Origin of the sequence: Gottfriedia sp. NPDC057948, from assembly GCF_042887255.1 — a bacterium.
Classification (GTDB): domain Bacteria; phylum Bacillota; class Bacilli; order Bacillales; family Bacillaceae_G; genus Gottfriedia.
This window is the reverse complement of record NZ_JBHVPN010000004.1, coordinates 171,671-191,880: the sequence shown is the minus strand read 5'-3', so window position 1 is coordinate 191,880 and position 20,210 is coordinate 171,671. Positions and strand designations below refer to the sequence as shown.

Below are 20,210 nucleotides of genomic sequence, written 5' to 3'. Positions count from 1 at the left end.
ACTTATGGGACATCCTTTTTAATTTTAATAAATCAACTGGGATAAACATTTTTTTAATTCATTATTTTGCTGATCGTTTTTCGGTTCGTTCTTAATCAAGAACAAATACGAATAACAAATTATTCCCCAGCTACTTTAACTTGACTCCAATCGATCACAAACGGATTACCAGTTAAATTTTTTCTTACTTCAGTAACAATACTCACTTGCTTTACAACTTTTGATTGAATTAATTTTTCTCCATCCCCACTACCATCATAATACAACGGCTTCTTCTCCAAGATGTCACCTCCATTACTTATCAATGAATTATATTCTCTTTCTGTGTCGAAAACCCCTTTTTGAAATTGGTAATTCGCAAAACTTTTTACTCAAAAAAATATTTTCAATGAGCAATTTGTAATACTTCAATTCTCTTATGCAAAGAACATGATACCTATTTCTTTAATTATTTAATTTTTCTTACTATAATTACAATATAAATCTATTTTGAAAGGTGTTTTTCTCATGATAAAAGTTGGTATTATTGGTCTTGGTGCAATTGGCCAAAGATTAATTCCATTATTTTCAAACAACCAAGAAACAAAAATAGTAGCAATATGTGACACCTTAGAAGAAAGAGTTCAAGAAACAAGTAGCCAATTAGAATCAGTTTTAACTTTTACAAATCATCTTGAGATGCTTGAAAATGCTGAACTTGATCTCGTTTATGTGACTGTACCTCCAAAATATCACTATTCGGTAGTATCTGATGTAATCGCAAAAGGAATTAATGTGCTTTGTGAAAAGCCTTTGGCAAATTCAACAGAGGAAGCTCTAGGACTTTATACTCAAGCTAAAGAAAAAGGTATTTTTCATGCTATGAACTTTCCATTAAACTATAGTGTTGGTAGTAAGTCTTTTGCTAGCCTTATAAAATCCGGATATGTTGGTGACTTAAGAAGAATCGAATTAAAGATGCGTTTTCCAAATTGGCCGAGACTATGGCAACAAAATGAATGGGTTGCTACTAAAGAACAAGGAGGTTATGTATTAGAGGTTGGTGTGCATTATATTCAACAAATTCAAAAGATTTTTGGTAACATGGAAGTCAATACGAAACATATGCAATATCCCGCTGACCCAATTGCTTCCGAAAATGGAATTATCGTCTTTTTAGAATTAGAAGATGGCACTCCTGTATTAATTGATGGCTTAAGCCAAATTGCAGGTGAAGAAGAAATTAAATTTACAGCATATGGTTCGGAAGGAACTCTTTCTTTAGTAAATTGGGCTAGTTTAGAAGGAGGAAAAATCGGCGAGCCAATTAGGCAAATTGAAGCCGATCAAACTTTAGCTGATTCATTAATTGACAATTTAGTAAAGGCTCTAAAAGGTGAAGAAGCTACAATCATAGATTTCTCTGAAGGCTACAAAGCACAAGTAGTTTTAGAAGCATTAAGAGGATAAATCCCTACATAAAAGAAAAGGTGCTCTCTTTATGAAGCACCTTTTTTACCTCTTATAATAAATAATCGGATTTATTTTACCGGAATCCAAATTTCAGTATAATAATCTTCACTAAATGGATTTCCTTCCGGGTAAAGTTCAAATTCAGGGATGCCTGCATGTGAATAGCCGCTTGAAGGAAACCATTCCGAAAAAATCTTCTTCCATGCCGATTGCATTGCATGTGGCATTGCTCCGTGAACACCAAATACAGCCCATTTTGATGCAGGAATTTCATGATGATAAAATCCTTCTGGTACAACTCCTTCATATGCGGTTGCAACCCAATATTCTAGTAGATTTTTTGATTTTTGTTCTTCGCTCATCATACACACACCTAAAATACCTTTAATGTCACCGTTGTTAATTTCGTACAAACGATCACTCGTACCATTTTCATTAACCTCATCCCACATTTTAGGAATCAGTTGCTGTTGTTGATCATTCAAATAAGAAAACTCTTTTTTCACGCCAACTACTTGAAAAGCACTTTTTTCAACAATATTAAATTGCATTGGTTCTGCTCCCTTCAAACTCACCTGAATAACAAGGCGGTTATATGATTTTAGATTTCCAATAAACTTTCTTGCTTCACTTGGTGTTACACCGTGCTGTCTTCTAAACGCTTTTGCAAAAGCCTCAGGAGAGTCATACCTATATTTCAAGGCAATGTCAATTATTTTATGATCAGTAGTTGTTAATTCATTGGCCGCTAGCGTCAGTCTTCTTCGTCTTATATATTCAGCTATATTAATATCAGTTAAAATTGAAAATGTTCGCTGAAAATGAAAAACAGATGAATTAGCTTGTTTAGAAATTTCTTCAATCGTTAACTCATTTAATAGATTGTCTTCAATATAATCAATTGCCTTTTGTAAAGATTCAACCCAAGCCATATGACTCCTCCCTTATTTACATCCTAACAAGTTAAAATTATTGAGTCCTGTCTTTTTATGCTCTTTTGTGACAGATAATAGTCAATTAGCCTCTTTTCGATCAGCCATTGCTAAAATGATAACCGTACTTATAATACATAGGCTACCGATCCAGTCTATCATTTCAAAATTTACTCTTAACCAAATGACTGATAGTACAGCTGCTGATAATGGTTCCACACATGCAAGCAAGCTAGATTCAGAAGCATTAATATACTTTAAACTCTCTAAATAACAATAAAAGGCTATTAACGTCCCAAAAATAACAATAAAAATGACTGCGAAATATGCACTCATCGACCAATGACCTTGGAAATTAAAAGGTGAATGTATGAAGCTAAAACAAATTCCACCGATTAGCATTCCCCAACCTACTACGATTGTCGACCCAAATTTTTTTAAAAGATTTTGAGGCTGTATTGAATAGAATGCTAAAGCAAAAGCGGAAGTAAGTCCCCAAAACAATGCCCATCCAGTAATAGACAATCCTTTAATCGTTCCATGTGTTACCAATAAAAATGTCCCTGCAAGCGCTAAAATGACAGCAAGTACCTCTTTTCTAGTTGGTCCTTTTTTGAAACACATTGCTAAATAGCATGTAATAATGACAGGTGCCAAATATTGTAAAATTGTCGCAGTAGCAGCATTTGATGCTTTTATTGCGGCGAAGTATGTATATTGAACTGCTAACATCCCAAGAATACTAAATAACAATAAATTTAAGATATCCTTCTTATCCTTCCAAACTTCTGTTATATTTCTTTTTTCTTTCAGACTAGCAAAAATTAATAGGATGATTCCTGAAAACAATAATCGAATAACTACTAACCATTCTGGACTAAAATGATTTCTTTGAAATACAAATTGTGCAACAGTACCAGATATGCCCCATAATATTGCCGCAGTTAATACGAGAATAATTCCCTTCGTTCTAGAATTTGTTAAGGCAATCTTATCTGCACTCATTTTTACTCCCTCCACAAAAAACAACAAATTAAAATAAGTTAATAGAAAAATCGTACCTAACTATTCAGAATATATCAATCAAAAATACTTTAATTTTCAACAATTAGATTAATTGAGAAATTGTGATTAGAAATTGCTTAATTGGAAAAATTGAACATATACGATTTTGTATTAAATGATTTAGGAGAATAGTCTATGAATGAATTATTTGAATGTATCATAGTAGGGGGAGGTTTCGCAGGTTTACAGGCAGCAATTCAGCTTGGGCGATACCAAAGGAATGTACTCGTAATTGACTCAAATTATGGGCGCTCAACATTATGTAAAACATATCGCAATATATTAGGTTGGCCGAATAGTGTAAGTGGACAAGAGCTAAGACAACTAGGAAGAAAGCATGCTGAAGTCTATGGTGTATCATTCACCCAAGATAAAGTAATAAGTATACATAACGTAAACAATCAATTCTTAATAGAGACGAAAGCGGGAAAATCTTATTCTGCCAAAACAGTCTTACTCGCAACTGGACTAATTGATCGAATTCCTCAAATTAAAAATCTAGTCGATTGTCTTGGATCGACAATTTATGTTTGTCCAGACTGTGATGGATATGAAATTTTAAATAAAAATGTTTTAATACTTGGATCTGGTAATACTGGTGCAAATCTCGCCATAACATTAGCTTATTGGTCAAAACAAATTACATATATTAATCACGAAGGACATGACGTTGATACCAAATTAAATGACCAACTACAGAAAATTGGAATTCACTATCGAAAAGAAAACATTAAAGAAGTACTCAAAGAAGATGATTCCACTTTTAAAGGCATTTGTTTACAAAGTGGTGAAATAATTTATGGGGACCGAGCTTTTATTGGTTTTGGTGGAAATAAAGTACAAAATAATCTTGCTATCCAACTAGGGGTAAATCTTTTAAATAATAAGCATGTTATTGTAGACCCGCGGACAAAGGAGACGAATGTTCCAAATGTATGGGCAGCCGGCGATTTAGTAGCCCATTCTCAACAAGTCACAATAGCAATGGGCGATGGTACCCAAGCCGCTGTTTGGATTCAAAAAAGATTATTAGAAATAAGTGTAAAAGATTCATAAACAACTTACAAAGATAAGCGATTTGCCCCCCAACCTATCCATTCTCTAACAAAGTTACTATTTAAGCTCAACAAAATAAGTATTACATCATTCTAATGAAGTAATACTTTTTTGCTGTTTTTCATCTTAATAAATCGTTTTAGAAAAATACTTTTAATAAAGTATACATAGTGATGATTGCTAAAATAAACACTAAAATTGGTATTAATATTCGGATGAAAGTTGAAGGCATTCGATATCTTCTATAAGTATCCTCAATACAAATAATACATAGTAAATAGATTAATCCTGATATAATTGCTCTAGCTAAATCAAAATTCCCAAGTGATCTAATGGTGTGATTAACATGTTTAACATGCTGAAATATATAAAATTGTACAAGATTGAAAATTAAAAATAATAAAAAATAATAAAATACACTTAATATATAAGTACTAAATTTTATTTTTTCATGCTCAATATTTTGACGCTTTCTAATAAAGCGCTTCTTATGTCGCTCTTTCCTCGGTATAAATTGTTCGTCCATTTTAGTACATCCTTAGTTTAAAAATTGAATTATTTAAATCAAATTCTTACCTATATTGTACATAAACATTCCATTATTTAAAAATTTATAATACTTCTCTATAAAATTTACATCAAACTAATTAATCATAAAAATAATTATACCAAATTTCGTTGAATACATTTACTATTTTTTTCCAAAAAAATATAAAAAAAGTGTACTTAGATTGAATCTAGGTACACTTTCTCACGTTGTTGAAAAACACCCTTGTCAATTAAATTACCAAATTTTCGTAAAAGGAGTAGAGTAATGTTGATTTCCTCTTCTGGATGCTCCTCGCTTTCGATGGGGCGAGACCAAGCCTCCTCAGCGAGTCTGCGGGGTCTCAGCCTTCCCGCTTATCCCATAGGAGTCTTAGGATTATGACAACATCTTCATTTTGTTGTGTTAAATGCTCATAAATCTTTTAAGAATATGGATCTTCTTCTTTTTGCTATTTACCTTCCTCGTGAACCTTTCATGAGGAACCTTTTCTCTTCTTTTTCCTGTTTTACTTCCTCATGAACCTCTCATGAGGAACCTTTTATCTTCTTTTTCCTGTTTTACTTCCTCATGAACCTCTCATGAGTAACCTTTTTTCTTCTTTTTCCTGTTTTACTTCCTCATGAACCTCTCATGAGGAACCTTTTTTCTTCTTTTTGCTGTTTTACTTCCTCATGAACCTCTCATAAGTAACCTTTTCTCTTCTTTTTCCTGTTTTACTTCCTCATGAGTAAAATTCACGAATTATGAGAAGGTGTACTTAGAACTAGTCTAAGTACACCTTCCCCGACTATTTTTTATGTTGCGTGTAAATATGAATTGCATCTCTTAAAAATTCAGCAGTTCCAGGATGTTCCTTATCGTAATGTGCTTTAAAGCGTTCATCGTCTACATACATTTGGGCTAAGCCCGCGTGCGCTTCCTTACTATATTTGCTCCAATAAAATGTTAACCATTGTTTATGCAGATCAGCTGCTTTTTGTGCAATTTCACTTGATGGATCGCCCGTTTTTAATGCTTCAGCTAGTGTTTTTGCTAATTCTTCAGCAAGTCGCGTTACTTCTTTATGATCTTCTTCTGTCATATTCATTACTTTTTGATTTGATTTATTAACAGCTTCATCTCCATATTTTTCACGTGCTTCTTTTCCATATTTCTTTTCATTTTCTTCGATCATATCTTTCTTAAAGCCTTCAAATTTTTCTTTATTTGACATTGTAATTCTCCCCTCTGTTAGAGCAATTGACTTTTCAACGTTTGTAATTAATAAATCCAATTGCTTTCTTTTATCAAGAAGCTGCTCACGATGCTCGGTTAACGCCTTGGCACTATTAAAATCAGGTGATGTGATAATTTCTTTAATGTTTTCTAAATTCATACCTAGTTCTCTATAAAATAAGATTTGTTGCAAGCGATTTACTTCCGCTTGACCATAAATCCGATATCCTGATGAGTTAATTCTTGCCGGCTTAAGAATTCCAATCTCATCATAATATCTTAAAGTCCTTGTGCTGATTCCTGCTAGAAGTCCAAGCTTTTGTACTGTATATTCCATTGCGACTACCTCCTGACATCATTACAATACACCTTTACGCAACGTTAAAGTCAATTCTATAATTTATATTTTTTAAGATTTTTTTTCGGAGTAACCTACATATTCCATAAACGATCGTTTGGCATCATTCTTTACAAGACATAAAAAAATCCCCTCTGCTTTAGGGGATTACATCGTATAGACAAACTACTAAATAATTATTTACCTGTAAATACTTTTACACCATTTATACCATCAAATGGTTTTCCACCAGGAGCATGCAAATGACGAACTGCTAGTTTAAATCGCTTATTTGAAGGTATTTCTTGTTTAAAGGTTAACAAGAATGAATTGTTATCTCCTTGTACCTTTGTAATTGTAACTTGATTAGTTGATAAAGCATTCCTTGCATTAAATTGACTTTTGCTTCCTAGAGATGCAATTCCGGTAGGGATTTTATCAGATAAACTTTGAATCCAATAAAATGATGCTTTTGTTCCTAAATTTAGATCAACTTGTGAATCAAAAGTTACTAGGATCTGATTTGTTGAAACCTGTAAAATATCAGATAGATTAGGAATTTTAGTTACAGTTTGGTTTGGCTTATATCCTTCAATTCGCAGAAATTCCTTTTTGCTAGTTGCATTTACCTGCTTATTTCCTGGAAGAATAGAAGACATTACAATCAATAAAATCATAATCTTATAAAAAAATTTCATTATAATCTGCCTCCCTATATATATATATAACAATTTTATAATTTGATGTTTTGGCAAAATATATACTTAGATTTTTATTATTTTATCCGTTTTTAATCTTATAGTAGACTTGTCCTGGGTTTTACTACTTCTTTCGATCGAAAAAGAGACGCACTTTTATGTGAATAACGCTAATTAGATAAAAAAATTGATTTATATCTAAAATAGTGGCAAACTATCTATAAGACTTAAGAGAGAATTATAGGTGTAATTATGATTGAAATTAAAACTTCTACGTTGAGTGACGGTGAATTTAATCGAGGTGTCTTTGCAACACGTGATATTGCAAAAGGTGAACTGATACACGAGGCGCCAGTTATTTCTTACCCGAACGAGGAACATGAGCATATCGAGAAAACTTTATTAGCAGACTATACATTTGAATATGGTATTAATCATTCAGCTATTCTTCTAGGATACGGAATGCTATTCAACCATTCTTATGATGCAAATGCAACTTACGATATTAACTTTGATAATCACACATTTGATTTTTTCGCTTACAAAGACATTAAAGCTGGCGAAGAAATTTTGATTAATTATAATGGCGAAGTGGATAATATGGATCCTCTTTGGTTTAATAAAGATTATGAAGAAGTTATGAGCAAACAAAAAGAAGAAGAAGAAAAAGAAAAAGAAACCAATTAATTGGTTTCTTTTTTATTTTTAAAGATTAATGGCACCATAAATTAACGCACCAAGTACTACAAAAGCCGGATGAATTTTAAATTTTTCCATTAAGAAAAATGTACAAACTGCAATAAAAATAACTTGGAATGCTCCAATATCATGAAATGAATCAGAAAAAGATTGATATGTAAGTAGGCCTAATAGTACTACAATTGTTGGTTTTACATATGCTGTCATTCTTTTAACTCGAATTGAGTTACGATTTTTATAAAGCAATCCAATTAGTAGAATCATAAGTAATAAAGAAGGGATTACCGTTGCAAAGACTGCTATAAAGGAACCAAAGATCCCTCCAATTTTGTATCCAATATAGCCAGCCATTTTAGTTGCGATCGGCCCTGGTAAGGCATTCCCCATGGCAAATGCTTCATGAAACTCTTGTTGAGTTAACCAATGATTTTGTGTAACAACATCATTTTGAATTAATGGGATGGTAGCCGGCCCCCCACCATATCCTAAAAGATTCGTAATAAGAAATGAAAGAAATAATTTCCAATAAATCATTCGTTTTTACTCCCCTTCCTCGTCTGATGGTCATTTGAGGAAGTTGCTCTCACTGGCTGGAAGATTGCAAATAGTAGTAAACTACCAATTATAATCGCTGGGTGTATGTGTAAAAATTGAATAAGAAACAAACCGACAACTAAATGAATTAATATTGTTGGTGTTTTCAATCCTTTTTTTGAACTTTGATAAAATTGCCATGTTAACACACCTAACATTACCCCTACAACAGGTACAATTGATTCCTTCATCCCATTAACCCATTTAATATCTTTAAAAGACGCTAATGATGTTAAAAGTATAATCATTAAAAGGATTGTCGGTAAGATCGTTGCAATAATCGCATTAAGCATTCCGATTATGCCACCAATACGATAACCAATATAACCTGCTAATTTTGTATTGATTGGACCTGGGAGCATATTTCCTATAGCTAAAATTTCAGAAAACTCTTCGTCTTTCATCCATTTATACGTATCCACTACTTCTTTATAAACTAGAGGAATCGTAGATGGTCCCCCACCATATCCTAAAATACTACTTCGAAAAAAAGCGATGAATATTTCTAATTGTTTCATTAAATCAATTCCTTTTCATATTTACCAACTTGCTATACAACCGTCCGTTCTTGATTCTGTACCACCCATTAAAACGCCAGAGTCTTCATTTCTCCAAATAATTTGGCCTCGCCCGAAACTTCCAGTATCCTTTGCTACCTTAATTTCATGACCTTTAGCCTGTAACTCTTTTACAATCTCTTGAGGAAAATTAGGTTCAACTTCAACTATTTTCTCTTCAATCCATTGCCATCTAGGAGCATCTAAGGCTTCTTGTGGATTTAAATGAAAATCAATGCTATTCATGATTACTTGAACATGGCCTTGTGGCTGCATATAACCACCCATTACACCGAATGGTCCAATTGCTTTATTATTTTTTGTTAAAAATGCCGGAATAATCGTATGATATGATTTTTTTCCACCAATTAAAGCGTTGGCATGTTTTTCATTTAAGCTAAAATCACAACCTCTATTTTGCAATCCAATCCCAGTTCCAGGAATTACTATACCTGACCCAAAACCCATATAATTACTTTGAATAAAGGAGACCATATTCCCATCTCCATCAGCTGTTGCTAAATAAACAGTTCCTCCACTAGGCGGTCTTCCAGGTAATGGTGTATGAGCAGTTTCCGTGATCTCTAAAAAGCGTTCTTTTCCATATTGATCACTTAATAGACTTTCAACCGAAGTCTTCATAAACTTTCGATCTGTTACATATTCCTTTCCGCAAGCAAAAGCTAACTTCATTGCTTCAAATTGTTTATGATATGTAGTTACGTTCTCTTTGTCATCAAACTGTTCATTTTTCAACATATTTAAAGCCATCAGTGCGACAATTCCTTGACCATTAGGTGGAATTTCCCAAACATCATAGCCTCTGTAATTTATACTTATTGGATTTACCCATTCCGGTTTAAAAGACTCTAAATCTTCTTTTGTTAAAAAACCACCATATTCATTTGAAGAAGCAATAATTTTATCTGCAATTTCACCTTTATAAAAATCTTTACCATTTGTTTCGGCTATTTTTTCTATCGTTATTGCATGGTCCAATGACGACCAAATTTCTCCTACTTCAGGAGCTCTTCCATTTGGAGCAAACGTATCAAACCAAGCAGCAAACTCCTCAGAGTTTAACTCCTTTTTGTATATTTCATAAGCCTTTTTCCAAAACTTACCTAATGTTGGTGAAATCGGAAAACCTTCACGAGCATATTCAATTGCCGGTTGCAGCACGTCCTTTAACGAAAGTCTTCCAAACCGATTCGATAATTCTACCCAAGCAGCCGGAGCACCAGGGACAGTTATTGGAATCCAACCATATTTAGGCATTTTTTCATACCCTAAATTTTTTAATTTTTCAATTGATATATTTTTAGGTGCTGGTCCACTTGAATCTAAACCGTATAACTTTTCGTTCATCCAAACTAATGCAAATGCATCTCCACCAATACCGTTTGAAGTAGGCTCTACTACTGTAAGGCAAGCAGCTGTAGCGATTGCAGCATCTACTGCATTACCACCCCTTTTTAAAATATCTAGGCCCGCTTGTGCAGCCAATGGTTGGGAAGTAGCGACCATTCCATTTCTAGCATACACCACATTACGATGTGATGAATAAACGTGTTCATTCGCTTTCATTTTTGTATACATACACTTTCCTCCTTGGCTGTTGGCAATAGTTACATTAGATCTAACTTAATCTTTAAATTCGACAATATTTTAGTATTCCCCTACTTAACTATCAATCTAAATAAAAGAATCTATTAGAATGAATGTCTAATTCAACTAAATCTCTTAAATTTGGTTATATACATTAGATGCTTGTCCATTTCAACTAAAGGCTACTTTGAATAGATTATCATTAGGAGGGATAAATTTAATGTTGAAACTTTATTTAGATCCAGGGCATGGTGGCTCTGATTCAGGAGCAGTAGGTAATGGATTAAAGGAAAAAGATCTAACTTTGGATATCGCTTTAAGAATAAGAGATTTATTGAATAACTATAATGACGTTGAGGTTAGAATGAGCAGATCTACAGATACTGATCGTTCTTTATCTGAACGTACTAACGATGCGAACTCATGGGGTGCTACCTACTTTTTATCTGTTCATATCAATTCATTTAATACATCAGCGTCTGGCTACGAGGATTATATATACGATGGTTTGTCAGATACGTCTACTTCAGCTCAATATCAAAACGTTTTACATCCAGAAATCGTAAAGGTAAATGGTCTAACTGATCGTGGTAAGAAAAAAGCTAATTTTCATGTATTACGCCAATCAAATATGCCAGCAATTCTGACTGAAAATGGATTCATAGATAATGCAAGTGATGCTGCAAAACTAAAAGACCCAAATTGGCGTCAAAAAGTAGCTCAAGGGCATGTAAATGGATTAGTTAAAGCATTTAACTTAACAGCTAAGGCTAAGTCTGAAATGCATAGAGTAATCGTAGACGGAGTACAGGTCGGTGCATATGAAGATGATCAAAATGTACTGAATGCAGTGGAACAATATCTTCCAACAGCAACTAAAATTATTATTGAGAAAGTTTAAACGGTTATATAACTATTTGAAGACTGTCTAATTAATAGACCGTCTTTTTTTGTTAAAAAACGAAGACAACAAAAAGACCTTCGATTGAAAGCCCAGCAGTTGTTTACTCTGTAGATTTCAATATATCTAATATATTGTTTGAGTCAATTTTCTTTTTTTGTCTCCCTAAACTAATCACTTGTTCTCCATATTTATCTTGCAATTTATGTAATGTTTCAAACAATGGTTCTTGTTTGGCATCCTTTTCAAAAGAAAATAGGTCTAATTGCTTTGATATTTCATCTTTTGGATTTAATTGTGATGCAGTTACTCCGATTAAACGTAATGGTTCTCCGTTCCAATTTCTTTTCCATAAATCAAATGCCTCTTTAAAGATATCATTAGCTTGTTGTACAGGTGTTGAAAGTTTTTTACTTCGATTAATTGTTTTTCGGTCACTAAATCGAAGTGTAATTGTCACAGTGTCAGCAACTAAACCCTTCTTAATTAATCGTTCAGCTACCCGTTTTGATAGAGCTTCAAATTTTTCTGCAATAATTGGTTCCTCAAAAACATCAAAAGAAAATGTCGTTGATTGGCCAATTGTCTTATGTGAAAGCATACGACTAGGATCGACTTCTCTCTCATCTATTCCATTGGCCTTATTTCTTAAAGATTTACCGTTTACTCCTAATAATTCTTGTACTTGTTTTTCATTACTTTTTGCCAAATCTTCTATTGTAATAATACCAATTTCATTTAATTTTTCTTCAGTTTTCTTACCAACCCCATGCATTTCTCCTACTTTTCTAGGCCATAAAATAGTAGGGACATCCCTCTTACGAAGAACAGTAATTCCAAGTGGTTTTTTCATATCTGAGGCTGTTTTCGCAAGAAATTTATTTGGACCAATACCGATACTGCATGGCATATCCAGATCTTCTAACAACATTGACTGAATCAATTCAGCTATTTTAATTGGATGACCTAGTTTTTCATCACAATTAGTTATATCAATATATCCTTCATCAATTGATGCCACTTCAATTTTAGGACTTATTGCACCTAATTTTTCAAATATTTGCCTTGAGACTTTTCGGTAAGCTTCAAAATTTGGAGTTTTCACAATCATCTCAGGACATTTTTTTCGCGCTTCCCATAATGGCATTGTTGCCCGAATTCCATAAGCTCGAGCTTCATAACTTGCAGTTACGATAATTCCCCTGCGTTCTTTTTCATTGCCGGCGACAACTACTGGTTTACCCTTTAGTGTTGGATCATTCGCTATTTCAACCGAAGCAAAAAATGAATTCATATCAACATGTAAAATGACTCTTCCGCTCTTTGGTGCCCATTGATTCATTGCTACACCTCCTATGCTAGTATAATATCATTTTTTTATATTTCCTATAAACGTGTATTAATGTTGAAGATCGTTAAAACTGATAAAGTTTGAATCAAATCTAAAACCAATCTCTAATTATTATAAACGTTTTTGGATTAAAGGAGAAAAGCTATGCTAAGTAAAATTAAAAAAATATCAACGAATTTATGGTTTGATACACAAGCCGAAGAAGCCGTAAATTACTACACTTCTATATTTAAGAATTCAAAGATTGAAAGAATTACACGTTTTGGAAAAGAAAGACATGACCCAAACAGTATGGAAGAAGGAGCTGTTATGACAATCCAATTTAGCTTAGAAGGGCTAGATTTTGTTGCGTTAAACGGTGGACCACACTTTAAATTTACAGAAGCAATTTCATTCATCGTTCATTGTGACTCCCAAGAAGAAATAGATTATTATTGGGAAAAATTATCAAAGGATGGAGATAAAAATGCGCAAGCATGTGGTTGGTTAAAAGATCAATTTGGTGTCTCATGGCAAATTGTTCCGACCATTTTACCTCAACTATTAAATGACTCTAATCTAGAAAAATCTGAACGAGTAATGAAAGCTGTTCTACAAACTAAGAATAAAATCAATATAAACAACTTAATTGAAGCTTATGAAGGAAACCCCTCTTCTAATTAGAATAGGGGTTTAAATAATAAAATACATTCCCTAAAGTTCCTATTTACTTCTCATAAAGTTCAAAAAGAGATAAAATAAACCTATCTAAATTGTATTTTTTGAAATTAATGGAGGTATTTTCTTTTGAGTAACGAAAATCAATCAATGTATGATTATATAGGGAAAGAAAAATTAGAAGAGCTAGTGGATACTTTTTATTCTTATGTTTCAAAGCATGAGAGACTTTCAGCAATATTTCCAGGTGACTGGGAGGAAACAGCTCGTAAACAAAAACTATTTTTAACACAGTTTTTAGGTGGACCACAATATTATAGTATGGAACGCGGTCATCCAAGAATGCGCGCGCGTCATTTGCCTTTTCCAATTACAATTGAATTAGCTCATGACTGGTTGGATTGCATGGGAAAAGCAATGGATGATGTCGATTTAAATGAAGAAATTAAAGAGCCATTATTACAACATTTAAGAAATGTTGCTTACCATATGGTGAACCAAGAATAATCTTTAGGGGATAAATTATGAGCGAGAGGCCAGTTATTTTATTTGATGGTGAATGTATTTTATGCAATGGAGCTGTTCAATTTATAATTAAACATGACCAAAAAGGTTATTTTCATTTTGCCGCACTACAATCCACATTTGGCGAAAAGCTTAAGAAGGATCACCCCGAACTTGGTTCAATTGATTCAATTATTCTTGTTCAAAATGGAAAAATAAAAATAGAATCTTCAGCTGCACTTTCTATTGCAAAAAATTTAGAAGGCTGGCCAAAATTTTTCTATGCCTTTATCATAATCCCAGCTACAATACGTAACTATTTATATAGACTGATCGCAAGAAATCGTTTTAAATTCTTTGGAAAAAACGAATCGTGTATGATTCCCTCAAAAGAAATCAGGGATCGATTTTATTTATAAAATTCCTCTTCAATTAAAAGAACCACAAGGTTATCACTTCCCCTTGAGGTTCTTTTTTAGTTCCCGAATTAACTTTTTATTAGAAATCTTGTTAAAGCGAGCCCTAAAAATCCAACCCCCATTCCAATTAGCCAACCAGAATGTGGTTCATGTAATAAACTTCCAATTCCTCCGCCTAGAAACATACAGCCTACAAACACGATTCCTCCAATACCAGCACCTCTATTACTCAAAATCTGACCATCCTCTCCAAATAAATATTTCCTATCTATTTGTGGATAGATATCTTTTTGTATTTCTCTATTTTTTATTTAGCTTTTTCCTAAAAAATTCCAGTAATATTTTCTAACTTACTAATTTATTAGAATTTTATTACTATTCAATAACAAATTTTATATAATAATATTAGACGTTAAAAATTTTTTTGAAATCATATATACCTTCTTAATTGCATTTTTAACGTCAAACAATTAAGAAAAATCTTAGCCGGAGCGTAATTAAATTTGCAGACGCACAGACGTAGAAACACACCAGCATTTACTGTTTTAGCTTACTTTACATTGGTTGCAGGAGTATTTTTGTTTTGTATCGGACTTTACAATGCAGATATGGAATTAAACGAAAAAGGTTATTATATTGCAGTTATGCTATTAGTAGCAGTAGGCTCAATTTTAACCCAAAAGGTTGTTCGTGATAATGCCGAAGATGATGATATTATCGCTGAGCAAGAAGTTCAATTAAAGATGAAACTAGATAGTTCAACAAAGAAAGAAACAACTAATTTATAAAAACAAAAAGGGGATCACTAAAAGTACATTTACTTTTGTGATCCCCTTCCTTTTGATTATAAAGTTTTTATTCCCAAACTCGTTTTAATTTAAAGAATTCTTGAATATAGCCATAAAGTGAAACTGGCGACATAATCATTTGATAGCATAATAGAAAGAATAGAAATCCTATACGATTATTTCTTATTCTTAAATTCAAATTACGGAAAACATAGTTTTTCTGGTAAAAATACAGGATTGAATAGCTAATAAATGTAAATGGGAGAACTAATAAAGTCATTGGACCAACAATAATGTTGATTCCAAAAAACGCTAAAATCAGTCCAGGAATCCAACATAAAGTGTAAATAAGATCTAAGTAAATCATCATGAGATTAATACCAGTTAAATATTTCGTATAAACTTGTGGTTGTTGCCACGGTTTTATTTCAATTAGTCCTTCAACCATACCTCGTGCCCATCTTGATCTTTGTTTAGCAAAATGACCAAAGGTTGTAGGTGCATCAGTAAATGCTACTGCTAATGGTTCGAAGTATACCTTCCATTGTTTTTGTAAAAGTCTCCATGTTAAAACGATATCTTCTCCAATTGCATCTGGCCAACCATTAACTTCCTTTACACAATCAGTTTTATATAAACTAAACGCCCCTTGTGCAACAAGAGTTCCTTGATATAATCCCTGAAGTCTTTTTATGGAAGCAATTCCTAAGAAGTAGTCCCACTCTTGAATCTTAGTCCAAAATGTTTCACGACTATTACGAACTAACATTGAACCAGCAACAGCACTAACATCAGAAGGGCTACTTTTTATTCTTGAAACTAAGTATCTTACTGCAGAAGGATGGATTAAAGTATCTGCATCTAAAGTAATGACATATGGTGTTTTTACATACTCCAAGCCTAAATTAAGTGCATGAAACTTACCTGGTTTTGGTTGATGTAATAAAGTAATATTTGAACTCAACTCTTTTTTCGCCCTCATTACTTCACAATCTGTACCATCAGTTGAATTATTATTAATAACAATAATGTTTATTTTACCAGTATAATCTTGATCTGAAATATATTTTAACGTATTAAAAATAGCACCTTCTTCATTATAAGCAGCCACTAATACAGTTATCGAATCATTTGGAAATTCATTTTTAAAATTCGGTTGTTTATCGAGTAGTAAACTTATGACTAAAAAAGTGCTCATATAGCCCGGTATGTAGGCAATACCACCTATTATAATGATTGCTATAGGCGTAGTAACAACGTCAGATAAATCCTTTACCCAAGGAATTGATAAATAAATTGAAAAAATTAACCAAGAAAATGAAATAAAATGGCTAAACCAAAATTTCTTATTTACTGTTAAATAATATCGGTTTCCTTTTTTTTGTATAGGAGACAAGTTAGGTTCCAATAGCCTTCCTCCTTTTTATGAAATTTTAACAATAAAGCTCATTTTATCACTATAACTTATAATAATATCCAAGCAACATTTGGTAAAAAGGTATTAATCATTGATTTTATAACACCCCCTGCATTACTTAATAATGACAAAATAAAAAAGAACTGATTTTCTATCAGTTCTTAATCTAGCTAATATTATTTTTTAAAAGATAATCCTTTCTCTTCCAATGCATTTTTAATGGTCATAATCGCCTTAGGGCCCATCCCATGTAATTTTAATACTTCTGCTTCACTTAATTGTGTGAATTGCTCCAAATGTAAGTAACCTGCTGAAGTTAATGCTCTAATAGCAGGTTTAGCTAATCCATTTGGTAGTGAATTTTCAATCATAAAAAATCCCCTCCTTTTTAAAATTTTTATCAACCCAATTGATTAAGTCGTTTTTCATACTACTTGTGATCGTATGATTTACATCCTTATATTTAAGAAAATCTATATAAGAATGATGTTTTGTTGTTAAGAAATCGAGTTGCCCTCCAATTGGAATAACTAAATCCTGTTCGCCGTGTAAGAATAAAACAGGCTTTCTTATCGTACTATCTTTAAATTTAGGATCATATTTTACAAACGTTTCCAATTCACTTTCATTTAATGGTTCTCTTCTATCTTTTTTACGAAAATTTTTCTCAGAATATAGAAAAGAACTAGAACCATTAATATTAATTAATCCGGCATAACAATTAGTTGAAAAAAACATTCCACTTGCAATAAAACCACCCATTGAACTACCTAACAGAATTGTATTTTCTTTTTGTAAACAAAACTGATTTATCATTTCATTTTCTTCATCAATTGTTTCAAATATCGTTTTCCAAAAATATGTTTGTAAAATCTGTTGTTCGAAATGTTTATTCAGAGCCTGTCTAGAATCATGGTATTTAATTTCGGGAATAACAACTTTATATCCTAATTCAGATAGCTCTTTACCAAGTTGTATTTGTGATTCAATCGTTGAACCCCAACCATGAAACATGATGATTGTTTCTTTCCTACTAAATATATTTGGGATTATTTCATAATAATTAATCATTTTTCCCACCTAAATTTCTTTATTTTCTATCGTAATATTAAATCATTCTAATAATAACAAAATTATTTGAATTTTGAATTGCTATATTTAAAAAAATGCTATAAAATACTTTTGTTTGTATACAATGATATTATCTTTAAAATAAATTTTTGCCTATTTACTTCACGCGGAAAAAAACGAGGATGTGTATGTCAATGGTTCAACATTTAAACTTAATAATTAGTCATTATGGTTATTTAGGCATCATTTTAGCATTAATAGGAGGCATTATTGGATTACCACTACCAGATGAAATTCTTTTAGTATACATAGGTTATAATGTATTTCTAGGTAGATTATCATATTTACCTTCAATAGCTTGTGCGATTATTGGAATCATTTGTGGAATCTCATTAAGTTATTTACTTGGATACATATTTGGTTTACCTTTACTTAATAAATATGGACCAAAAGTTCATATTACAGAGAAAAAAATTGAAATGACAAAAAGCTTATTTACAAAATTTGGACCTTATATACTTATAATAGGATTTTTCATACCCGGAATCAGGCATTTAACTGCTTATTTTGCTGCCATTAATAAATATTCTTATAAAAAATTTGCAACTTTTGCATTTATTGGAGCAATTCTTTGGGGATTCACTTTTATAACATTAGGTAAAATTTTTGGTGAAGAATGGGATAAAGTGGCGTCTATTTTTGCAAAGTATAGTTTAGTCATATTTCCAACTGCCTTATTGCTTGCGATCGTATTCTTTTTCCTATATAGAAAACGATTAACTACAAATTAGCGTTAGCGATATGAAAGTTAGTTTTTAGACTTCTTAACTACTGAAAAGACGAGACACGTAAATGTCTCGTCTTTTTCATGCTGTTGAAAAAAGAATATTGTCAATTAAATTGTTTGATTTTTCATTGATAAGTAAGTCGTGAATATTGATTTCCACTACAGGTTGCTCGCTTTCCATAGGGCGCGACCTGAGCCTCCTCGGCGCCGCCTCCGGGGTCTCAGCCTTCCCGCTAATCCCATAGGAGTCGAGCACCCTTTCGTTCCAATCATTTCTTAATAAATAAGATTAATCTTAAAAACAATAGACTAGTCTATTGAACGAATGAATTACTCTTTATTAATCAAAATTTAACTTATGATGGCGACATACATTTCGTTATAAGTATTGATTGTCAAATAAGAGAGATATTTAAATTATCATGACATTAAATATATTGAACTTTTGCAAGTTAGTTAAAACATATAGAAGATCGCTTTTTCTTATTCAACATAATGGCAGTTTAGTTGAATAAGAAATGTTATAATAATTCAGATAATATCATTAAATTTAGATTAGAAAGGACAATAAGATATGTGGAAGAATTTAATTAATAAGGTCTCAGATGAACCAGCATTTAATCAACCAGCTACACAAGAACAGTTAAAAGAAATTAATGACAGATTTAATTTGGAAATTACAAACGAGTTAGTCAATCTTCTAAAAGAATCAAATGGAGTTGAAACTGAAGGTGCAAGATTTTGGTCTTCAAATGAAATAATTGAAGAAAATATTGAACGAAGAACACTTGAAGTTTATAAGGATTCCTACATGTCTTTCGATAGTCTATTATTTTTTGCTGACGCTGGAAATGGTGACTTTTTCGCATTTTCAATTATTAACGGTGACATTCAAAAAGATGATATTTACGTATGGAATCATGAAGACGATAGTCGAACATGGATCGCACCATCATTAGAAGATTTTCTTGTTTGGTGGAGTGAAGGGGAAATTAGTATCTAATTCCTTGTTTGAAGATTAAGGAAAGGGATAAATGTCTTGAAGAAAATTATTGTTAGTCTATTACTTTTAATCATAATAGTAGTTACATACGTTGTTTTAATAAAACAAAAACCACCAATTGAAACGGGTAGAATCGTTCCGAGTGATAATGGAAAAGGAATAGCTATTGAAATTGGTAATATAGGTTTACGTGATATTCATCTAAAGAAAATATCAATAAATAATGAAGAAGTTCCTAAAAAAACAAAGATACAAGCTGGAAGTGGATTTCAAGAGTATGATAGCTCAGATGTATTTGATTTTGAGAAAAACAATACAAAAGTTCAATCAATGGTATTAAAACCAAATATATCACCTAAAAATTTGATTAAGAAGCAAAACCAAGGTACTGCTTCAGCAAAAGATAAAGTATACGAGTTAAGTATGTTACATAATAAAAAAATAAATAGAATTACTATTAAATATCGTTATCTAGGCGTTACTTTTGAGCAAGTAATTAGATTAGCAATGCATTAGTTGAACAACCTCAAAGCTGCTTCGGTAGCTTTT

At 32.2% G+C, this 20,210-nt stretch carries 25 protein-coding genes; 11 read left to right on the top strand and 14 right to left on the bottom strand.

All coding sequences use genetic code 11. The features are described 5' to 3' along the window. Positions 1-119: 119 nt before the first annotated feature. The gene (locus tag ACFVRR_RS09430; RefSeq protein ID WP_387327458.1) at positions 120-281 is read right to left on the bottom strand and encodes a hypothetical protein; all 162 of its coding nucleotides are present in this window, start codon (positions 279-281) and stop codon (positions 120-122) included. A gap of 226 nt (positions 282-507) precedes the next feature. On the opposite strand from ACFVRR_RS09430, the gene ACFVRR_RS09425 reads away from it, so the two are divergent. Beyond that, positions 508-1,449, top strand: coding sequence for a Gfo/Idh/MocA family protein (locus ACFVRR_RS09425; RefSeq protein WP_387327455.1), 942 nt, complete (start codon positions 508-510; stop codon positions 1,447-1,449). Between the two features lie 71 nt (positions 1,450-1,520). On the opposite strand, the gene ACFVRR_RS09420 is transcribed toward ACFVRR_RS09425, so the two are convergent. Together ACFVRR_RS09420 and ACFVRR_RS09415 are read right to left on the bottom strand one after the other, a co-directional pair. Further along, complete coding sequence (locus tag ACFVRR_RS09420; protein WP_387327452.1) at positions 1,521-2,384, bottom strand: AraC family transcriptional regulator; 864 nt, start codon at positions 2,382-2,384, stop codon at positions 1,521-1,523. Between the two features lie 81 nt (positions 2,385-2,465). Further along, on the bottom strand, positions 2,466-3,389 hold the full coding sequence (locus ACFVRR_RS09415) for a DMT family transporter (protein WP_387327449.1): 924 nt from the start codon (positions 3,387-3,389) through the stop codon (positions 2,466-2,468). A gap of 195 nt (positions 3,390-3,584) precedes the next feature. On the opposite strand from ACFVRR_RS09415, the gene ACFVRR_RS09410 reads away from it, so the two are divergent. Continuing rightward, positions 3,585-4,505, top strand: coding sequence for an NAD(P)/FAD-dependent oxidoreductase (locus tag ACFVRR_RS09410; protein ID WP_387327446.1), 921 nt, complete (start codon positions 3,585-3,587; stop codon positions 4,503-4,505). Positions 4,506-4,644: 139 nt separating this feature from the next. Here ACFVRR_RS09410 and ACFVRR_RS09405 read toward each other — a convergent pair whose 3' ends face one another. The 3 genes from ACFVRR_RS09405 to ACFVRR_RS09395 all read right to left on the bottom strand — a co-directional run bounded on the left by ACFVRR_RS09405 (position 4,645) and on the right by ACFVRR_RS09395 (position 7,305). Next, positions 4,645-5,031 carry a hypothetical protein gene (locus ACFVRR_RS09405; protein WP_387327444.1) on the bottom strand — a complete coding sequence of 129 codons (387 nt, stop codon included), beginning with the start codon at positions 5,029-5,031 and terminating at the stop codon, positions 4,645-4,647. An 811-nt stretch (positions 5,032-5,842) separates the two neighbouring features. Next, on the bottom strand, positions 5,843-6,607 hold the full coding sequence (locus tag ACFVRR_RS09400) for a MerR family transcriptional regulator (protein ID WP_387327441.1): 765 nt from the start codon (positions 6,605-6,607) through the stop codon (positions 5,843-5,845). 197 nt (positions 6,608-6,804) lie between these two features. Next, positions 6,805-7,305, bottom strand: coding sequence for a hypothetical protein (locus ACFVRR_RS09395; protein WP_387327438.1), 501 nt, complete (start codon positions 7,303-7,305; stop codon positions 6,805-6,807). A gap of 252 nt (positions 7,306-7,557) precedes the next feature. Here ACFVRR_RS09395 and ACFVRR_RS09390 point away from each other — a divergent pair, with 252 nt between their 5' ends. Next, positions 7,558-7,992, top strand: coding sequence for an SET domain-containing protein (locus tag ACFVRR_RS09390; RefSeq protein WP_387327435.1), 435 nt, complete (start codon positions 7,558-7,560; stop codon positions 7,990-7,992). A gap of 18 nt (positions 7,993-8,010) precedes the next feature. On the opposite strand, the gene ACFVRR_RS09385 is transcribed toward ACFVRR_RS09390, so the two are convergent. From ACFVRR_RS09385 to ggt, 3 genes are read right to left on the bottom strand one after another with little or no spacing between them, the layout of a single operon-like run. Continuing rightward, on the bottom strand, positions 8,011-8,538 hold the full coding sequence (locus ACFVRR_RS09385) for a chromate transporter (protein ID WP_387327433.1): 528 nt from the start codon (positions 8,536-8,538) through the stop codon (positions 8,011-8,013). Further along, entirely contained in the window at positions 8,535-9,116 is a 582-nt protein-coding gene (locus ACFVRR_RS09380) for a chromate transporter (RefSeq protein ID WP_387327430.1), read from the bottom strand. Before ACFVRR_RS09380 ends, ACFVRR_RS09385 begins: the two co-directional genes overlap by 4 nt. Positions 9,117-9,137: 21 nt before the next feature. Next, complete coding sequence (gene ggt, locus ACFVRR_RS09375) at positions 9,138-10,754, bottom strand: gamma-glutamyltransferase (protein ID WP_387327428.1); 1,617 nt, start codon at positions 10,752-10,754, stop codon at positions 9,138-9,140. A gap of 229 nt (positions 10,755-10,983) precedes the next feature. Here ggt and ACFVRR_RS09370 point away from each other — a divergent pair, with 229 nt between their 5' ends. Next, positions 10,984-11,664 carry an N-acetylmuramoyl-L-alanine amidase family protein gene (locus ACFVRR_RS09370; protein WP_387327425.1) on the top strand — a complete coding sequence of 227 codons (681 nt, stop codon included), beginning with the start codon at positions 10,984-10,986 and terminating at the stop codon, positions 11,662-11,664. Between the two features lie 103 nt (positions 11,665-11,767). Here the strand turns inward: ACFVRR_RS09370 and ACFVRR_RS09365 are convergent, their stop codons facing one another. Continuing rightward, a complete protein-coding gene (locus ACFVRR_RS09365) occupies positions 11,768-13,006 on the bottom strand; it encodes a DNA polymerase IV (RefSeq protein WP_335448027.1) in 1,239 nt (412 codons plus the stop codon). 153 nt (positions 13,007-13,159) lie between these two features. Here ACFVRR_RS09365 and ACFVRR_RS09360 point away from each other — a divergent pair, with 153 nt between their 5' ends. The 3 genes from ACFVRR_RS09360 to ACFVRR_RS09350 all read left to right on the top strand — a co-directional run bounded on the left by ACFVRR_RS09360 (position 13,160) and on the right by ACFVRR_RS09350 (position 14,595). Then, entirely contained in the window at positions 13,160-13,678 is a 519-nt protein-coding gene (locus tag ACFVRR_RS09360) for a VOC family protein (RefSeq protein WP_387327420.1), read from the top strand. 123 nt (positions 13,679-13,801) lie between these two features. After that, positions 13,802-14,179: a globin domain-containing protein gene (locus ACFVRR_RS09355; protein ID WP_387327417.1), complete on the top strand. Its 378-nt coding sequence runs from the start codon at positions 13,802-13,804 to the stop codon at positions 14,177-14,179. A 17-nt stretch (positions 14,180-14,196) separates the two neighbouring features. After that, the gene (locus ACFVRR_RS09350) at positions 14,197-14,595 is read left to right on the top strand and encodes a thiol-disulfide oxidoreductase DCC family protein (RefSeq protein ID WP_387327414.1); all 399 of its coding nucleotides are present in this window, start codon (positions 14,197-14,199) and stop codon (positions 14,593-14,595) included. 68 nt (positions 14,596-14,663) lie between these two features. Here ACFVRR_RS09350 and ACFVRR_RS09345 read toward each other — a convergent pair whose 3' ends face one another. Further along, positions 14,664-14,828, bottom strand: a complete 165-nt coding sequence (locus ACFVRR_RS09345; RefSeq protein ID WP_175403474.1) for a hypothetical protein — start codon at positions 14,826-14,828, stop codon at positions 14,664-14,666. A 270-nt stretch (positions 14,829-15,098) separates the two neighbouring features. Between ACFVRR_RS09345 and ACFVRR_RS09340 the strand changes: the two genes are divergently transcribed. Continuing rightward, on the top strand, positions 15,099-15,383 hold the full coding sequence (locus tag ACFVRR_RS09340) for a YiaA/YiaB family inner membrane protein (protein ID WP_387327411.1): 285 nt from the start codon (positions 15,099-15,101) through the stop codon (positions 15,381-15,383). Between the two features lie 67 nt (positions 15,384-15,450). On the opposite strand, the gene ACFVRR_RS09335 is transcribed toward ACFVRR_RS09340, so the two are convergent. The 3 genes from ACFVRR_RS09335 to ACFVRR_RS09325 all read right to left on the bottom strand — a co-directional run bounded on the left by ACFVRR_RS09335 (position 15,451) and on the right by ACFVRR_RS09325 (position 17,871). Beyond that, the gene (locus ACFVRR_RS09335) at positions 15,451-16,791 is read right to left on the bottom strand and encodes a glycosyltransferase family 2 protein (protein WP_387327408.1); all 1,341 of its coding nucleotides are present in this window, start codon (positions 16,789-16,791) and stop codon (positions 15,451-15,453) included. A gap of 185 nt (positions 16,792-16,976) precedes the next feature. Next, a complete protein-coding gene (locus ACFVRR_RS09330; protein ID WP_387327405.1) occupies positions 16,977-17,171 on the bottom strand; it encodes a helix-hairpin-helix domain-containing protein in 195 nt (64 codons plus the stop codon). Further along, positions 17,164-17,871, bottom strand: coding sequence for an alpha/beta hydrolase family protein (locus ACFVRR_RS09325; protein ID WP_387327402.1), 708 nt, complete (start codon positions 17,869-17,871; stop codon positions 17,164-17,166). The genes ACFVRR_RS09330 and ACFVRR_RS09325 overlap by 8 nt, the downstream gene beginning before the upstream one ends. A 188-nt stretch (positions 17,872-18,059) precedes the next feature. Between ACFVRR_RS09325 and ACFVRR_RS09320 the strand changes: the two genes are divergently transcribed. From ACFVRR_RS09320 to ACFVRR_RS09310, 3 genes are all read left to right on the top strand, one after another. After that, entirely contained in the window at positions 18,060-18,662 is a 603-nt protein-coding gene (locus ACFVRR_RS09320) for a DedA family protein (RefSeq protein WP_387327399.1), read from the top strand. A 570-nt stretch (positions 18,663-19,232) separates the two neighbouring features. Next, positions 19,233-19,661 carry an SMI1/KNR4 family protein gene (locus ACFVRR_RS09315; RefSeq protein ID WP_387327396.1) on the top strand — a complete coding sequence of 143 codons (429 nt, stop codon included), beginning with the start codon at positions 19,233-19,235 and terminating at the stop codon, positions 19,659-19,661. 36 nt (positions 19,662-19,697) lie between these two features. After that, positions 19,698-20,177: a hypothetical protein gene (locus ACFVRR_RS09310; RefSeq protein WP_387327393.1), complete on the top strand. Its 480-nt coding sequence runs from the start codon at positions 19,698-19,700 to the stop codon at positions 20,175-20,177. Positions 20,178-20,210: the final 33 nt, after the last annotated feature.

Bases quoted from the DNA above. Each gene is read 5' to 3' on its own strand.
- ACFVRR_RS09315 (WP_387327396.1), top strand. From the start codon at position 19,233: ATGTGGAAGAATTTAATTAATAAGGTCTCAGATGAACCAGCATTTAAT.
- ACFVRR_RS09395 (WP_387327438.1), bottom strand. From the start codon at position 7,305: ATGAAATTTTTTTATAAGATTATGATTTTATTGATTGTAATGTCTTCT.
- ACFVRR_RS09410 (WP_387327446.1), top strand. From the start codon at position 3,585: ATGAATGAATTATTTGAATGTATCATAGTAGGGGGAGGTTTCGCAGGT.
- ACFVRR_RS09405 (WP_387327444.1), bottom strand. From the start codon at position 5,031: ATGGACGAACAATTTATACCGAGGAAAGAGCGACATAAGAAGCGCTTT.
- ACFVRR_RS09350 (WP_387327414.1), top strand. From the start codon at position 14,197: ATGAGCGAGAGGCCAGTTATTTTATTTGATGGTGAATGTATTTTATGC.
- ACFVRR_RS09415 (WP_387327449.1), bottom strand. From the start codon at position 3,389: ATGAGTGCAGATAAGATTGCCTTAACAAATTCTAGAACGAAGGGAATT.
- ACFVRR_RS09420 (WP_387327452.1), bottom strand. From the start codon at position 2,384: ATGGCTTGGGTTGAATCTTTACAAAAGGCAATTGATTATATTGAAGAC.
- ACFVRR_RS09325 (WP_387327402.1), bottom strand. From the start codon at position 17,871: ATGATTAATTATTATGAAATAATCCCAAATATATTTAGTAGGAAAGAA.
- ACFVRR_RS09320 (WP_387327399.1), top strand. From the start codon at position 18,060: ATGTCAATGGTTCAACATTTAAACTTAATAATTAGTCATTATGGTTAT.
- ACFVRR_RS09385 (WP_387327433.1), bottom strand. From the start codon at position 8,538: ATGATTTATTGGAAATTATTTCTTTCATTTCTTATTACGAATCTTTTA.
- ACFVRR_RS09330 (WP_387327405.1), bottom strand. From the start codon at position 17,171: ATGATTGAAAATTCACTACCAAATGGATTAGCTAAACCTGCTATTAGA.
- ggt (WP_387327428.1), bottom strand. From the start codon at position 10,754: ATGTATACAAAAATGAAAGCGAATGAACACGTTTATTCATCACATCGT.
- ACFVRR_RS09390 (WP_387327435.1), top strand. From the start codon at position 7,558: ATGATTGAAATTAAAACTTCTACGTTGAGTGACGGTGAATTTAATCGA.
- ACFVRR_RS09380 (WP_387327430.1), bottom strand. From the start codon at position 9,116: ATGAAACAATTAGAAATATTCATCGCTTTTTTTCGAAGTAGTATTTTA.
- ACFVRR_RS09425 (WP_387327455.1), top strand. From the start codon at position 508: ATGATAAAAGTTGGTATTATTGGTCTTGGTGCAATTGGCCAAAGATTA.
- ACFVRR_RS09370 (WP_387327425.1), top strand. From the start codon at position 10,984: ATGTTGAAACTTTATTTAGATCCAGGGCATGGTGGCTCTGATTCAGGA.
- ACFVRR_RS09360 (WP_387327420.1), top strand. From the start codon at position 13,160: ATGCTAAGTAAAATTAAAAAAATATCAACGAATTTATGGTTTGATACA.
- ACFVRR_RS09365 (WP_335448027.1), bottom strand. From the start codon at position 13,006: ATGAATCAATGGGCACCAAAGAGCGGAAGAGTCATTTTACATGTTGAT.
- ACFVRR_RS09400 (WP_387327441.1), bottom strand. From the start codon at position 6,607: ATGGAATATACAGTACAAAAGCTTGGACTTCTAGCAGGAATCAGCACA.